Origin of the sequence: Microbacterium sp. BWT-B31, assembly GCF_041379855.1 — a bacterium.
GTDB lineage: Bacteria > Actinomycetota > Actinomycetes > Actinomycetales > Microbacteriaceae > Microbacterium.
Map to the genome: position 1 here is coordinate 121,473 of NZ_JBFECU010000002.1, position 15,357 is coordinate 136,829.

Below are 15,357 nucleotides of genomic sequence, written 5' to 3' on the forward strand. Positions count from 1 at the left end.
ATCCCGCCCGTCGCGTTCCGAGGACTCCGCCCAGAATCGGGCATTGACTCGCAAACAGCTTTGCATTACAAAGTAGGTATGTCCGGACGACGCCTCGAACACGACCCCGACGGCGACGACGAACCGCGCGACGCCGCGGCCGCCCTCGAACTCGTGCGCGCCGAGCAGGATCGCGTGGGTCGCCGGATGGCGGCATCCGTGCCCCCGATCCTCGGCGCGTGGGGCGTCGCATGGTTCGTCGGGTTCGGCCTGCTGTGGCTGATCGACGGGGCGGAGCCGGCGGTGTCGATCCCGCTGCCGTTCGCCGTGACGACCTTCATCGTGCTGATGGTCGGCGCGCTGGCGGCCACGGCCGTGCTCGGCGTGCGCAGCGGCCGGGGCATCCGCTCGTCTCCGGCCTCGTCGTTCACCGGCACCGTCTACGGCTCGATGTGGGCGGTCGGCTTCCTCGCGATCGTCGTGTTCGGCACCGCGCTCATCCGCAACGGCATGCCGCCCGGGCTCGCGAACATCTACTACCCGACGGCATCGGCCATCTTCGTCGGCATCATGTACGTCATCGCGGGCGGCATCTGGCAGGCTCGGCCCGCGATCTGGATGGGAGGCTGGATCCTCCTCGTGGCGCTGGTGGCACCCTTCTTCGGCTACCCGACGCACTACCTCGTGTTCGCCCTCGCCGGCGGCGGGGTGTTCCTCGTCGGCGCGCTCGTGGCGTGGCTGTGGGTACGGCGATGACCGAGCTCGACCCCGTCATCCACGCGGCCGCGCGACTGCGCATCACCTCGGCGCTCGCGACGCTCGACACCGGCGACAGCATCGCGTTCCCGCGCCTGCAGGAACTGCTCGACATGACCGCGGGAAACCTCTCGACCCACCTGCGCAAGCTCGAGGACGCGGGCTACGTGCAGGTCGACAAGACCCACCGGGGCCGCACCCCCGTGACCTACCTCGCCCTCACCAGACAGGGCCGGCGTGCCTTCGAGGACTACGTCGACACCCTGCGATCCGTCCTGGGAGAAAGAACATGACCCTTGCGACCTTCGACCGCGTGACCCGCCGCTTCGGCGACCTCGTCGCCGTCGACGACATCACCCTCGACATCCCCGCCGGCACCCTGGTGGGTCTGCTCGGCCCGAACGGCGCCGGCAAGACGACGCTGCTGTCGCTGCTGCAGGGTCTGCGGCGGCCGTCGTCCGGCCGCGTGCGGCTGTTCGGCGGCGACCCGGCAGAGCCGGTGAACCGCCGCCTGCTGGGCAGCACCCCGCAAGAGACGGCGCTGCCCGACACGCTGCGCGTGGGCGAGGTGATCGACTACGTGGGCGGCCACTTCGCCGACCGGGTGCCGACGGCCGAGCTCGCCGAGGAGTTCGGCCTCGGTGAGCTGCTGCGGCGCCAGACCGGGTCGCTCTCGGGCGGGCAGAAGCGCCGCCTGGCGGTCGCGCTCGCGTTCGTCGGGCGGCCGCGGCTGGTGCTGCTGGACGAGCCCACCACCGGCCTCGACGTCGACGCCCGGCGGACGCTGTGGGAAGCCATCCGCCGCCAGCACGAGGCCGGCGCCACCGTGGTCGTCACGAGCCACTACCTCGATGAGATCGAGGCTCTGGCGCAGCGTGTCATCGTGCTCGGCGAAGGCCGCGTGCTCGTCGACGACGAACTGCCGCGGGTGCTGTCGCGAGTCGGCCTCAGCCGGGTGCGCCTGCGCACGACCGAGCCCGAGCGGCTGGGAGCGCTCCCCGGGATCGTCCGACGCGAACGCGAGGACGACTTCGAAGTGCTCACGGTCGAAGACGCCGACGAGACCGTGCGCGCCCTCGTGACGGCGGGAATCGACTTCCGCGACCTCGCGGTGCGCGGGGCGACCCTCGAAGAGGCCTTCCTGTCGCTGACGGATGCCGCAGCCGCCGCCACCGCGAACGCCCCCGATCCGCGCTCCGCGCGACCAGCCCCGACCACCACCGAGAGGAGCGCCGCATGAACGCGTCCGCAGCATCCGCCGCCGCGGCATCCGTCGCCCCGTCGACCGCGCGGCTGACCCTGCTGCACGCGAAGTACGGGCTCATCGAGACGTTCCGCGTGCCCATCGCCGTCATCGGGACGCTCGTCTTCCCGGCGCTCGCGCTGCTGTTCTTCGTCGTGCCGCAGCGCGCGGTCGCCGACAACCCGCTCTTCGCGACGCAGGCGGTCATCTCGCTGTCGGTGTTCGCGGTGATGTCGAACTCGCTGTTCAGCTTCGGGCTCACGATCGCCGAGAACCGCGAGAAGCCGTGGGATCCGTACCTGCGCACCCTGCCCGCGCCGGGCCTGGCGCGCGTGCTCGCGCAGGTGCTGTCGACGGGCACGCTGGGGCTGGTCGCGATCCTCCCGGTGATCGTCGTCGGCGGCGTGTTCACGGCCGCCGAGGCGCCGCCCGCGCGCATTCTCGCCGGTGTCGTCGCGCTCGCCGTCTCGGCCCTGCCGTTCATGTTCATCGGCATCTCGATCGGCTACGCGATGCCGTTCAAGGCGGCGATCGCGGTGATCCAGGTGGTGATGTTCGGGCTCGCGTTCATCGGCGGGCTGTTCCTGCCGCCGATCCTGTTCGCGGACTGGCTCGACGCGATCTCGAAGTTCACGCCCTCGCGGCAGGCGCGCGAGTTCGTCATCTGGGCGGTCGAAGGCGGGACGCTGGAGTGGTGGGTGTGGGTCGGGCTCGTCGTCTGGACGACCGCGACCCTTGCGCTCGCCCTCGTGCTCTTCCGCCGCGACGAGGGGCGCCGGTACCGCTGAGCGGGCCGCCGTTCGGCGCCCGGCCGGCCCGGGGCGCTCCGCGCCTCGTAGGCTGGAGTGATGACCATCCCCACCGTGACCCTCAACGACGGCAACAGCATCCCCCAGCTCGGCTACGGCGTGTTCAAGGTGCCGCCGGCAGACACCGAGCGTGCCGTGTCCGAGGCGCTCGAGCTCGGCTACCGCCACATCGACACGGCCGCCATCTACGGCAACGAAGAGGGTGTGGGCGCCGCGATCGCCGCGAGCGGCCTCGCCCGCGACGAGCTGTTCGTCACCACCAAGCTCTGGAACGACCGCCACGACGGCGACGAGCCGAACTCCGCGATCGCCGAGAGTCTCGCCAAGCTCGGCCTCGAGCGACTCGACCTGTACCTCGTGCACTGGCCGACGCCTGCCGCCGACAACTACGTGCACGCGTGGCAGAAGCTGATCGAGCTGCGTGAGGCCGGCCTCACGCGCTCGATCGGAGTGTCGAACCACCTCGTGCCGCACCTCGAGCGCATCGTCGCCGAGACCGGTGTCGTTCCGGCCGTCAATCAGATCGAGCTGCACCCCGCGCACCAGCAGCGCGACATCACCGACTGGGCCGCAGCCCACGACGTGAAGATCGAGTCGTGGGGCCCGCTCGGCCAGGGCAAGTACGACCTCTTCGGCGCCGAGCCGGTCGCGGCCGCGGCATCCGCCCACGGCAAGACCCCCGCGCAGACCGTGATCCGCTGGCACCTGCAGAAGGGGTTCATCGTGTTCCCCAAGTCGGTGCGCCGCGAACGCCTCGCCGAGAACCTCGACGTGTTCGACTTCGAGCTCTCGGGCGCCGAGATCGCCGCGATCGACGCCATGGAGCCGGGCGACGGCTCGGGCCGCGTGAGCGCCCACCCCGCCGAGGTCAACTGACCCCGCGCCGACTCTGAGAATCGGAGATCCCGCGGATCTCGGACAACGCCTCGGCTTTCGTCCGAATCCCGCGGGATCTGCGCGTCTCGCGCGCGGCGCTGACGGTGACGGATGCCCCGACCCCCGCATCGCCGTAGCCTGAGGCCGTGGCATCCCGTCTTGCGACGTCGACCAGTCCGTACCTGCGTGCCCACGCGGGCAACCCCGTGGCGTGGTTCCCGTGGGGCGAGGAGGCCTTCGCCGAGGCGTCGCGCCGCGGCGTACCGGTGCTCGTGTCGATCGGGTACTCCACCTGCCACTGGTGCCACGTGATGGCGCGGGAGTCCTTCTCCGACCCGGCGATCGCCGCGGTCGTTAACGACGGCTTCGTCGCGGTGAAGGTCGACCGCGAAGAGCACCCCGAAGTCGACGCGGCGTACCTCGCCGCGGCATCCGCGTTCACCCGCAGCCTGGGCTGGCCGCTCACGGTGTTCGCGACCCCGTCGGGCCGCCCGTTCTATGCCGGCACGTACTTTCCGCCCGAGCCGCGCGGCGGCCTGCCGTCGTTCGCGCAGGTGCTCGCCGCGGTCGGCGAGGCCTGGACCCTGCGCCGTGCCGAGATCGAGCAGACGGCCGCCGCGGTGACCGAGGCGCTGGCAGCCGTGCGCGAGACCGGGGCCGCGCAGTCCACCCTTCCGCGTGCTGCCGACCTCGAAGACGCGGCGCGGGCCCTCGCCGCCCTGGAGGACGGCGAGTTCGGCGGCTTCGGCGGAACGGACCCCGCCGCGCCGAAGTTCCCCGTCGCGACGGCGCTTCGGTTCCTGCAGGCGCCGCTCGTGCGGGAGCGCGCGGCCGAGGCATCCGCCGTCGCCGACCGCGCCCTGGCCGCGATGGCCGCATCCGAGCTGCGCGACGCGGCCTCGGGCGGGTTCTTCCGCTACGCGACGCGCCGCGACTGGACCGCGCCGCACTACGAGCGCATGCTCACCGACAACGCGCAGCTGCTCGAGGTCGCCCTGGACGCGGGCGATGTCGACACCGCGCGCGGGGTCGCCGGGTTTCTCCTGGGCGTGCTGCAGCAGCCGTCCGGCGGATTCGGCGCCGCACAGGACTCCGAGTCGTGGATCGCGGGCCAGCGCAGCGAGGGGGGGTATTACCTGGAGGATGCCGCCGCCCGCGCGAGCCTCGAGCCCCCGGCGGTCGACGGCAAGGTCGTCACCGGGTGGAACGGGCTGGCGATCGCCGCGCTCGCGCGCGCCGGGTCGGACCTCGGCGACACAAGCCTCGTAGAGGCCGCGCGCTGGGCGGCCGACGCCGTGGTCGGCGCGAACACCGACCGGGACGGGAGGCTCGTGCGCGCGTCGCTCGACGAGATCCCCTCGCGCGCTGTCGCGACCCTCGCCGACTACGGGCAGTTCGCGTCGGGGCTCGTCGCGCTCGCGGCGGCGACCGGCGACGTCGCGTACGCAGTGCGGGCGCGAGAGCTCGTCGCGGCATGCGTTCCCGACGGCGGGATGCCGCGACCCCCGGCCGGCGCAGATCCGGTGCTGGCCGCGCACGGCGTCGCCGCCCCCGACCAGGCGGGCGACGGCGACGAGCCGTCCGGTGTCAGCGCGATCGCCGGCGCCGCGCTCGACCTGTGGACGCTCGGCGCGGGGGAGTCGTGGCGCCGGGTCGCCGAACGCCTCGTCGCGGCCCACGCGCGGGCCGCCCTCGCCGAGCCTCTCGCGCATGGCGCACTGCTGCGCGCGGCGTCGCGTCTCGTGTCGGCGCCGCGGCAGGTCGTGGTCGTCACCGCAGACCCCGGCGACCGGCTCGCCGCGGCGGGGCGGGCCATCCGCGCCGATGTCGTCGCCGTTGTGACGGTAGAGCAGGCGGCCGACTTCGCGCGGGAGGGCTTCGAACTGTTCGTGGGCAAGTCGCTCGTCGAGGGGCGCGCGACGGCCTACGACTGCCGCGACTTCGCCTGCCGACTGCCGGTGACGGATCCCGCGGACCTCGCCGACTGAGCGACTTGCCGTTTCGTCGGCTCATCCCTGCGCGATCGGTTCGATCGTTCAGCCGACAACGGGAGAATCAGCCGAGTGAGCGCCGCACCGCGGCGCGCCTCAGCTGACGGCGCGGAGGTTGCCGTGCTCGCTGGAGAGGTCCACCTCGATGCCGAACACGATCTCGAGGGCGCGCTCGAACTCGTCGAGCCGGCCTTCGGCGGCAGCTTCGCGGGCACGCACCGACGGTGCGTGCGAGAGAACCCCGGCAAGATGGCGCAGCGCCGACTCGGTGCGCTCGGTGTCGTCGCCGCGCAGGCGTTCGAGCTCGGCCTCGAGGGCGGCCTGGATATGCGAGCGCACGGCGACGACCGCGGGGGCCGCGTCGCGCTCGGCGGCGAACATGGCGGCTGCGGAGCCGACCACCTCGTGCGCGCCGCCGCTGAGCTCGGGCACGGTCGCGTGCTTGCCGAGCAGTTCGAGGTCGATGAGGGTGACGCCCTCGACCTCGGCGACGGCGGGGTCGACGTTGCGAGGCAGGCCCAGGTCGACGACGATGCGCGCGCGATCGGCCGGGACGTCGTCGGGGCCGACGGTGTAGCGCGCGGTGCAGGTGATGACGATGTCGGCGTCGCGGATGCCGGTGCGCAGGTCGCTCTCGGCGCGGACGCCGTACTTCGCGGCGAACCTCTGCGCGCGACCCGTCGACGAGTACACCCGCACGTCGGCCGCGTCGCGGGCCTGCAGGGCCGCGATCGTCGTGGCCGCGTAGCTGCCGGTGCCGACCAGCAGCACGGTGACCCCGCTCCAGTCGGTGATGCGCGAGCCCACGAGATCCAGCGCGAGGCGCGCGAGCGAGCGCCCCTCGCCGGCGAGGTCGGCCTTCGCGCGCACCTCGCGTGTGGCGTGGGCGGCGCGCTGGAACGCCTGTTCGAGCAGCGGCGTGGTGGTGCCCGCGTCGCGCGCGGTGCGCAGCGCCCGCTGAACCTGGCCGGTGATCTCCTCCTCGCCGACGACCATCGACTCCAGGCCCGAGCTCACCGAGAACAGGTGCCGTACGACCTCGTCGCCCTGCAGCACGACGGCGGATCGGCGCAGCGCGTCGGCATCCGCCCCGGCCGTCGCCTGCAGCACGTCGAGCACGGCCTCGTGGGCGAGAACGGCCCCGGCCGACACCGGCTCGTCGAGCTCGAGGTACGCCTCGAACCGGTTGCACGTGGCGACGACGACGGCGCCGCGCACGAAGTCGTGCGCCGCGATCACGTCGGCGCCGGTGGAGCCGGCGGCCAGAGACAGTCTCTCCAGCACGTCGAACTCGGTGTTCCGGTGGCTTGCCGTCAGGCAGAAAAGCACGCGGCGAGTTTACCCGCTGTGCGCCGCCCCCGCGGCATCCACCGCGCGACCGCACCCGCGCACCGAGACTGCGGGCCCCGGAACGCGGTCTCGGAGCACCGGCGCGGGCTCGCGAACGGGAGCGAACAGGAGCGCACGGGAGCGCAGCGGAGACCAGTCGACCCGCCGCGCTCACAGGAGCGCGAACTAGCCTGGACGGGTGACCCTCGAGATCTCCGCCCTGGCCGCCGCCCACCCCCTCGTCGACGGACGGACGACGAACTGCCCGCTCGTGCGCGCCGCGCGCGGCGACCGGCCCGAGGCGGCGCCGGTGTGGTTCATGCGGCAGGCCGGAAGGTCGCTTCCCGAGTACCGCGAGAGCCGCGCGGGCACCGAGATGCTCGACGCGTGCCTCGACCCCGCGCTGGCCGCTGAGATCACGCTGCAGCCGGTGCGGCGCCACAAGGTCGACGCGGCCGTCTTCTTCAGCGACATCGTCATCCCCGTGCTGCTCGCCGGCGTCGGGGTGAAGATCGTGCCCGGCCGCGGCCCCGTGCTCGACGAGCCGGTGCGCACGGCATCCGACATCATGAAGCTGCGCCCGCTCGATCCGGCCGCACTCGACCCGATCCGCGAGGCCGTCGCGATCGCCGTGGCCGAGCTCGGCGACACCCCGCTCATCGGGTTCGCCGGCGCGCCGTACACGCTCGCGAGCTACCTCGTCGAGGGCGGCCCCTCGAAGGAGCAGCTGCGCACGCGCGCTCTCATGCGCACCGACCCTCATGCGTGGGCGGCGCTGCTGAACTGGTGCGCCGACGTGTCGGGCGCGTTCCTGCGGGCCCAGGTCGAGGCCGGCGCGAGTGTCGTCCAACTGTTCGACTCGTGGGCGGGGTCGCTGTCTCGGGGCGACTACCAGCGTCGCGTCGCCCCCCACTCCAAGCGTGCGTTCGACGCGCTGCGCGGCCTCGACGTTCCGCGCATCCATTTCGGACTCGGCCTCGCCGACCGCCTCGATCTCATCCCTGCGCTCGGCGCCGACGTCATCGGCATCGACTGGCGCCTGCCGCTCGACGAGGCGAACGAGCGTCTGGGCGGCCGCATCCCGCTGCAGGGCAACATCGACCCGGCCCTGCTGCAGGCGCCGTGGCCGGTGCTCGCCAGGCACGTCGACGACGTCATCGAGCGGGGTCAGGCCGCCCCCGCCCACATCGTCAACCTCGGCCACGGTGTGCCGCCCGAGACCGACCCTGCGGTGCTCACGCGCATCGTGGAGCACGTGCATGGCCGCTGAGGTCCTCGTCGCCGGCGGCGGAGTGGGCGGGCTTGTGCTCGCGCGGCGGCTCGCGCTCAGCGGCCGTCAGGTGGTCGTGTTCGAGGGCTCCGACCGCTTCGGCGGGCAGGTGTCGCGCCAGACCGTCGCGGGCGTCGACCTCGACGCGGCCGCCGAGTCGTTCGCGGTGCGCGGGGGCACGGTGGCGGCGCTGCTTGCCGAGCTCGGCATGCAGGGCGACATCGTCGCGCCGCTCGACGCCCCGGCGTGGCTGCACCGCTCCGACGGCTCGTCGGTGGCGCTGCCGGCGACGGGAGTGCTCGGCATTCCGGGCGATCCGGGTGCCGACGACGTCGTGCGTGCGATCGGCCTCGACGCCGCACGCCGTGCGCAGCGCGACGCCGAGCTGCCCGCGAGCGTGGGGGCCGATGCCGCGACGATCGGCGAGCTCGTCCGGCTGCGCATGGGCGACGGCGTCGTCGACGGACTCGTCGCGCCGGTCGTGCGCGGCGTGCACTCGACCGAGCCCGATCAGCTGCTGATCGACGCCGCGTCGCCGCGTCTGCGCGAAGAGCTGCGCGCGGCCGGGTCGCTCGCCGCAGCGGTGCGCCGCCTGCGCGCCGCCGCCCCCGCAGGGTCGCAGGTCGCCGGCATCCGAGGGGGGATGTTCCGACTCGTCGACGCGCTCGTGGCCGAGTGCGAGCGGCTGGGCGTGCGGCTTCAGACGGGCGCTCCCGCGACCGACCTGACACCTCACGCGCTGACCGCCGGCGGACGCCGCGTGCGCGGACAGGTCGTGCGCGCGGCGGCCGCGCCCGGCGCCGCGCCCGGACGGCGCGTCACGCTGGCCACGCTCGTGGTCGAGGCATCCGCCTTCGACCACGCCCCGCGCGGCACGGGGGTGCTCGTCGCCGCCGACGCACCCGGCGTGACCGCCCGCGCGCTCACGCACCTGTCTGCCAAATGGGAGTGGGTCGCAGACCTGCTGCCCGGCCTCCACGCGGTGCGGTTGTCGTACGACGGCGAGCGGGCCGACGCGGTCGAGCGCGCGATGACGGATGCCCCGGCGCTCCTGGGCGCGCCGATCGAGCGCGTCGTCGACACGTCGTCGGCCGTGTGGCAGCGTCGGCCCGCAGGCGCCTGGCCCGCCATGGCGGAGCCTGCCGTCGGCGAAGGCCCGGCGGGCACCGGCCTGGCGTCGGTCGTCGCCCAGGCCGAACGGGTCGCCGCGGCGCTGGTCGCGGAGGTGGGAGAGGATTCGACCGTGGACGGGCCACGGGGGAGGATGGAAGGGTGACCGACACGACGCTTGCTGAGGACGTCCGCTACTACACGCTGTTCGCCGTGCTGCGACGCGACCCGCACCCCGCGGACGCCGCCGCGGACGCGGCGACCCTCGAAGAGGCCGTCGCCGAGGTCGGCGGCCTGCTGCGCGGCATCTATGACGTGTCCGGCCTGCGGGCGGACGCCGACATCCTGCTGTGGCTCACCGGCCCCACCGCCGACGGGCTGCAGGAGGCCCTGCGCACGCTCCGCCGCAGCGGCGAGCTCGCGCCGCTGCTGCCGACGTGGAACGCGATGGGCGTGCACCGCGACGCCGAGTTCAGCCGCGACCACGCGCCCGCGTTCGCGCGCGGAGCCGCGGCGCTGGACTGGGTCACGGTGTATCCGTTCGTGCGGTCGTACGAGTGGTACCTGCTGCCGCCCGCCGAGCGCGGCGCGATGCTCGGCGACCATGGGCGCAAGGGCCGCGAGTACCCGCAGGTGCAGTCGAACACCGTCGCGAGCTTCGCGCTCGGCGACTACGAGTGGCTGCTCGCTCTCGAGGCCGACGATGTGATCGACCTCGTCGACCTCATGCGGCACCTGCGCCAGACCGAGGCTCGTCGCCACGTGCGCGAAGAGGTGCCGTTCTTCACCGGTCGCCGCATCCCCGCTGCCGAGGTCGCCTCGGTGCTGTCATGACGGTCGCGACACAAGGTTCACGCGCCCAGAACCGGGTCGCCGCGCCCGACGCATCCTGTTGTGGGCGAGGTCTCCTGACCTCGGCACGCGGAGCCGGGGCATGACCTTCCGCATCGGAACCCGCGCCAGCGCCCTCGCGATGGCCCAGTCGGGCATGATCGCCGCGCAGCTCGGCGGGCAGCTCGTGCCGATCGTGTCCGAGGGCGACACGTCGACCGCGTCGCTGTCGACCCTCGGCGGCCGCGGCGTCTTCGCGACGGCGCTGCGCGACGCGCTCCTCGCGGGCGAGGTCGACGCGCTCGTCCACTCCTTCAAAGACCTCCCGACGACCCCCGAGCCGGGCCTCGCGATCGCGGCGGTGCCCGAACGCGCCGACGCGCGCGACGCGCTGTGCGCGCGCGACGGGCTCACCCTCCTGACGCTCCCTGCGGGCGCCCGCGTCGGCACCGGTTCGCCGCGCCGCCGCGCGCAGCTGGCCGCGCGCCGCCCCGACCTCGTGCTCGTCGACCTGCGGGGCAACGTCGACACGCGGCTCGGCCGCGTCGGCGCCGACGATCCCGAGCGCCGCCTCGACGCCGTGATGCTCGCGGCCGCGGGCCTTGAGCGCCTGGGTCGCCTCGACGCCGCGACCGACCTGCTTCCGCTCGACGAGTGGCCCACCGCGCCCGCGCAGGCCGCGCTCGCGGTCGAGACGCGCCTCGGCGACGAGCACCTCGCCTCGGCGATCGACCACGCTCCGTCGCGGCTGGCCGCCGACGCTGAGCGTGCCGTGCTCGCCCTGCTCGGCGCCGGCTGCGCCGCCCCGATCGGCGCGCACGCGTTCGTCGAGGACGGCCTGCTCTTCCTGAGCGCCACCGTCTACCGTCCCGACGGCGGCGCGTCCGTGTCGAGCTCGCACGCCGCCGCGTTCGACGACGATCCGGATGCCGCGACCGACCTCGCCCGTCGCGTCACCGACGAGCTGCTCGGCCTCGGCGCCGCCGACCTCGCGCCCCTCACCGACTGACCCCCTTCCCCCGACCGATCCCCTTCCGCGACCGCCCAATCCCCTCCATGTCCCGAATCCTTCCGTTCATGTCTCAGAACCACTCGGTCAGAGGGGCTCTTGCGGTGGATTCTGCGACATGGCGTGAGGCCCGCAGGAGGGGTGAGAGGAGACACCCATGACCGAGGCATCCTTTCCCGCTGTGCGCCTGCGGCGCCTGCGCCAGAGCCCCGCGTGGCGCCGTCTCACTCGCGAGGTGCGCGTGCGCCCCGAGCAGCTGGTGCTGCCGCTGTTCGTCCGGGAGGGGGCATCGGCACCCCTGCCGATCGGGTCGATGCCCGGTGTCGTGCAGCACACGCTCGACTCGCTGCGCGCCGAGATCGCGCGCGCCGCGGCGGCGGGGATCGGCGGGGTCATGCTTTTCGGCGTGCCCGAGCACAAGGACGCCGTCGGCTCGGGGGCGACCGACCCCGAGGGCATCCTGAACGCGGCGACCCGCATCGCCCGCGAAGAGGCCGGTGACGCGCTCGTGGTGCAGACCGACCTGTGCCTGGACGAGTTCACCGACCACGGCCACTGCGGCGTGCTCGATGCCCGCGGCGGTGTCGACAACGACGCGACGCTCGAGCGCTATCGCGATATGGCGATCGCGCAGGCCGAAGCCGGTTCCCAGCTGCTGGGCCTGAGCGGCATGATGGACGGCCAGGTCGCCGCGTGCCGCGCCGCGCTCGACGACGCCGGGCACGCCGAGGTCGCGCTCCTCGCGTACGCCGCGAAGTATGCCTCGGCCTTCTACGGCCCCTTCCGCGAGGCGGTGCAGTCCTCGCTCGAGGGCGACCGGCGCACCTACCAGCTCGATCCCGCCAACCGCCGCGAGGGTGCGCGTGAGGCCGCGCTCGACATCGCCGAGGGCGCCGACATCGTCATGGTCAAACCCGCGATGTCGTACCTCGACGTGCTGGCCGACACCGCCGCGACCTCGCCCGTTCCGGTGTGGGCGTACCAGGTCAGCGGCGAGTACTCGATGATCGAGGCCGCCGCCGCGCACGGCTGGATCGATCGCGAACGCGCCGTCGACGAGTCGATCACGGGCATCGTGCGCGCGGGCGCCGACGCGGTGCTCACGTATTGGGCCGTCGAGGCGGCCGAGAGGTGGGCGCGATGACGACGCCGATGAGCAATGCGGATGCCGCGGCCCGCGCCCGCGCGGTGATCCCGGGCGGCGTCAACTCGCCGGTGCGCGCGTTCGGCTCGGTGGGCGGCACGCCGCTGTCGATCGTGTCGGCGTCGGGCGCGCACGTGACCGACGTGACGGGCCGCCAGTACGTGGATCTCGTCGCGTCGTGGGGCCCGGCGCTGCTCGGCCACGCGCACCCCGAGGTCGTGAAGGCGGTGCAGCATGCCGCGTCCCGCGGCCTCTCGTTCGGCGCGTCGACCCCCGGCGAGACCGAGCTGGCCGAATTCGTCATCGACCGGCTGCGGCATGGCGACCGCCGCGCGATCGAGCGTCTGCGCCTGGTCTCGACGGGCACCGAGGCGACGATGACCGCGATCCGCATCGCGCGCGGGGCGACCGGGCGCGACGTGATCGTCAAGTTCGCCGGCCACTACCACGGGCACTCCGACGGCCTGCTGGCCGAATCGGGCTCGGGCGTTGCGACCCTCGGACTGCCCGGCTCCGCGGGCGTCCCGGCCGACATCGCCGCGCTCACGCTCGTGCTGCCGTACAACGACCGCGCGGCCGTCGAAGCCGCGTTCGCGGCGCACCCCGGACGCATCGCGGCGATCATCGCCGAGGCATCCGGTGCCAATGCCGGCGTGCTGGCGCCCGAGCCGGGCTTCAACCGGTTCCTCTCAGACACCGCGCACGCGCACGGCGCCCTTTTCATCCTCGACGAGGTGCTCACCGGCTTCCGCGTGGGGGCGGCGGGCTGGTGGGGTCTCGAGCAGGCGGCGGGCCAGGAGTGGACGCCCGACCTCGTCACCTTCGGGAAGGTGATCGGCGGCGGAATGCCCCTGGCCGCGATCGGCGGTCGCACCGACCTCATGGAACTGCTCGCCCCGCTCGGCCCCGTGTACCAGGCCGGCACGCTCAGCGGCAACCCGCTCGCGGTGGCCGCCGGGCTTGCGACGCTGAGACTGGCAGACGCCGAGGTCTACCGACGAGTGGATGCCGCCTCCGACGCCGTCGCGACCGCCGCGCACGACGCGCTCGAGGCCGAGGGCGTCGCGCATATCGTGTCGCGCGCCGGCAGCCTCTTCTCGATCGCGTTCCGCACCGACCCCGTGCGGGACTACGACGACGCCCGCGCGCAGGAGGCGTTCCGCTACCGGGCTTTCTTCCACGCGATGCTCGACGCCGGGGTGGCCTTGCCGCCCAGCGTCTTCGAGGCATGGTTTCTCACCGCCGCCCACGACGACCGGGCGCTCGAGCACGTGTTCGCGGCGCTTCCGGCGGCGGCCCGCGCCGCGGCATCCGCTCGCCCCTGATCACCGCAGGGCGTGGCCGCCTTCTGACAAACGGACCACGCGGGCCGTCAGATCCAGCTGCGCACCCAGTTGTGCATCTGGTAGAACGGCTGCGGCACGGGGATGCCGTTGACCACGGGGTACCAGAACGCGGCGATCACCAGCGCGACGCCGAGGAACACGAGCACGAGACGCTGACCCGTCACGCGTCGGTACGCCGACACCTTCTCGGGCTCGTCGCCCGCTCGCGCGCGCCAGGGCACGCCGCCGCGGGCGATGTCGCGCAGCGCGAACGTGAGGGCGAGCAGCACGAACGGCAGCACGACGATCGTGTAGAACTGGAACGTCGTGCGCTCGGGGAACTGCAGCCACGGCACGTACGTCACCGCGATGCCGGTGAGCACGACGGCGAGGCGCCAGTCCCGCGCGACCACGAAGCGCCACAGCGCGTAGAGCACCGCCACGACCCCGGCGACCCACACCAGCGGGTTCGGCATGCTGTAGATGTTCTGCACCCAGCCGTCGGTGTTCTGGTAGAACATCGACGTCGGCCTGATGAGCACGGGCCACTGCCACGCCGGGCTCTGGTAGCTGTGATCGGCGGTGAGTCCGACGTGGAAGCTGTACATCGCCTGGTGGTACCGCCACAGGCTCTGCAGCGCAAGCGGCACCCACGACCAGAATCCCGTGGCGGGATCGGCATCGGCGTCGTGGCGGCCGTACCCGCCGTCGGTCGCGAGCCAGCCCGTCCATGACGCGAGGTACACGACGAAGGCGACCGGCACGAACAGCACGAAGCTCGCGACGCCCTGACGCACGGCATCCCGCGGCCAGTTCCCGACGCCCGCACGGCGGCGCGCGAGGGCGTCGGTGACGACGAGGTAGATGCCGAGGCCGGCGATGACGTACAGCCCCGACCACTTCACGGCAGTGGCCGCGCCCGCGGCGGCGCCGGCGGCGACCACCCACGGGCGGTTCCACAGCACCGGCCCCCACGGCACGTCGGGCTCGTCACCGGATGCCGCCGCCCGCCGGGCGGCGATCGCCGCGGTGAGCCGGTCGAGATGCCCGCGCCGATCCAGCACGACGAACCAGAACGTCAGCACGACGAACAATGCCGAGATGCCGTCGAGGATCGCCACGCGGCTCATCGCGATCGCCATGCCGTCGACGGCCATGAGGCCGGAGGCGACGGTCGCGAACGCGATCGAGCCGGTGAGGCTCTTGGCGAGGTGGTACAGCACGAGCACCGTCGCGGTGCCGAACACGCACACCGCGATGCGCCAGCCGAAGGTCGAGTCCGCGCCGAACAGCGCCATGCCCGCGCCGATGAAGAACTTGCCCAGCGGCGGGTGCACGACGAAGCTGCCTTCGCCGGTGAAGATCTCGGTGTCGCCGTTCAGGAAGCTCTGGTCGGCGCCGTCGGGCCACTTCGACGGAAATCCGAGGAGCCATTGGCTCCAGGCATCCTTCACGTAGTAGGTCTCGTCGAAGATCACCGCGTGCGGGTTCGCGAGATTCGCGACGCGCAGGATGCCTGCCACCAGCGTCACCACGAGCGGCGCGAGCCACGACCAGCGCCGGGTCAGCTCGGGGCTCGAGGCGACGCGGGCCGACCACCGGTCGTAGAGCGTGAGACGCGCCGCGGGCAGCAGCGGCTCGGCAGTCGTCGTCACGGCGACCAGCCTATGCGGTTCGCGACGCGG

Annotated in this window: 14 protein-coding genes; 12 read left to right on the top strand and 2 right to left on the bottom strand. The window is 73.2% G+C overall.

Annotated features, from left to right (window positions below):
- The first annotated feature begins 78 nt into the window (after positions 1 to 78).
- The 6 genes from AB1K54_RS03215 to AB1K54_RS03240 all read left to right on the top strand — a co-directional run bounded on the left by AB1K54_RS03215 (position 79) and on the right by AB1K54_RS03240 (position 5,651).
- Entirely contained in the window at positions 79 to 735 is a 657-nt protein-coding gene (locus tag AB1K54_RS03215) for a hypothetical protein (RefSeq protein ID WP_371201266.1), read from the top strand.
- Positions 732 to 1,028 carry a transcriptional regulator gene (locus AB1K54_RS03220; RefSeq protein ID WP_371201267.1) on the top strand — a complete coding sequence of 99 codons (297 nt, stop codon included), beginning with the start codon at positions 732 to 734 and terminating at the stop codon, positions 1,026 to 1,028. Before AB1K54_RS03215 ends, AB1K54_RS03220 begins: the two co-directional genes overlap by 4 nt.
- Entirely contained in the window at positions 1,025 to 1,975 is a 951-nt protein-coding gene (locus AB1K54_RS03225) for an ABC transporter ATP-binding protein (protein ID WP_371201268.1), read from the top strand. The genes AB1K54_RS03220 and AB1K54_RS03225 overlap by 4 nt, the downstream gene beginning before the upstream one ends.
- Positions 1,972 to 2,766: an ABC transporter permease gene (locus AB1K54_RS03230; RefSeq protein ID WP_371201269.1), complete on the top strand. Its 795-nt coding sequence runs from the start codon at positions 1,972 to 1,974 to the stop codon at positions 2,764 to 2,766. The genes AB1K54_RS03225 and AB1K54_RS03230 overlap by 4 nt, the downstream gene beginning before the upstream one ends.
- A gap of 60 nt (positions 2,767 to 2,826) precedes the next feature.
- The gene (locus tag AB1K54_RS03235) at positions 2,827 to 3,663 is read left to right on the top strand and encodes an aldo/keto reductase (protein WP_371201270.1); all 837 of its coding nucleotides are present in this window, start codon (positions 2,827 to 2,829) and stop codon (positions 3,661 to 3,663) included.
- A 146-nt stretch (positions 3,664 to 3,809) separates the two neighbouring features.
- Entirely contained in the window at positions 3,810 to 5,651 is a 1,842-nt protein-coding gene (locus AB1K54_RS03240) for a thioredoxin domain-containing protein (protein ID WP_371201271.1), read from the top strand.
- A gap of 99 nt (positions 5,652 to 5,750) precedes the next feature.
- On the opposite strand, the gene AB1K54_RS03245 is transcribed toward AB1K54_RS03240, so the two are convergent.
- Positions 5,751 to 6,983, bottom strand: coding sequence for a glutamyl-tRNA reductase (locus tag AB1K54_RS03245; protein ID WP_371201272.1), 1,233 nt, complete (start codon positions 6,981 to 6,983; stop codon positions 5,751 to 5,753).
- A 199-nt stretch (positions 6,984 to 7,182) separates the two neighbouring features.
- Here AB1K54_RS03245 and hemE point away from each other — a divergent pair, with 199 nt between their 5' ends.
- The 6 genes from hemE (at position 7,183) to AB1K54_RS03275 (ending at position 13,672) form a co-directional block, all read left to right on the top strand.
- Complete coding sequence (gene hemE / locus AB1K54_RS03250) at positions 7,183 to 8,253, top strand: uroporphyrinogen decarboxylase (RefSeq protein ID WP_371201273.1); 1,071 nt, start codon at positions 7,183 to 7,185, stop codon at positions 8,251 to 8,253.
- Positions 8,243 to 9,529, top strand: coding sequence for an NAD(P)/FAD-dependent oxidoreductase (locus AB1K54_RS03255; protein WP_371201274.1), 1,287 nt, complete (start codon positions 8,243 to 8,245; stop codon positions 9,527 to 9,529). Before hemE ends, AB1K54_RS03255 begins: the two co-directional genes overlap by 11 nt.
- On the top strand, positions 9,526 to 10,197 hold the full coding sequence (gene hemQ / locus AB1K54_RS03260; protein WP_371201275.1) for a hydrogen peroxide-dependent heme synthase: 672 nt from the start codon (positions 9,526 to 9,528) through the stop codon (positions 10,195 to 10,197). The genes AB1K54_RS03255 and hemQ overlap by 4 nt, the downstream gene beginning before the upstream one ends.
- A gap of 100 nt (positions 10,198 to 10,297) precedes the next feature.
- Entirely contained in the window at positions 10,298 to 11,203 is a 906-nt protein-coding gene (gene hemC / locus AB1K54_RS03265; RefSeq protein ID WP_371201276.1) for a hydroxymethylbilane synthase, read from the top strand.
- Between the two features lie 157 nt (positions 11,204 to 11,360).
- Positions 11,361 to 12,347 (top strand): porphobilinogen synthase, encoded by a 987-nt coding sequence (gene hemB, locus AB1K54_RS03270; RefSeq protein ID WP_371201277.1) that lies wholly within the window; start codon positions 11,361 to 11,363, stop codon positions 12,345 to 12,347.
- On the top strand, positions 12,344 to 13,672 hold the full coding sequence (locus AB1K54_RS03275; protein ID WP_371201278.1) for a glutamate-1-semialdehyde 2,1-aminomutase: 1,329 nt from the start codon (positions 12,344 to 12,346) through the stop codon (positions 13,670 to 13,672). The genes hemB and AB1K54_RS03275 overlap by 4 nt, the downstream gene beginning before the upstream one ends.
- Before the next feature lie 47 nt (positions 13,673 to 13,719).
- Here the strand turns inward: AB1K54_RS03275 and AB1K54_RS03280 are convergent, their stop codons facing one another.
- A complete protein-coding gene (locus AB1K54_RS03280; RefSeq protein ID WP_371201279.1) occupies positions 13,720 to 15,327 on the bottom strand; it encodes a dolichyl-phosphate-mannose--protein mannosyltransferase in 1,608 nt (535 codons plus the stop codon).
- Positions 15,328 to 15,357: the final 30 nt, after the last annotated feature.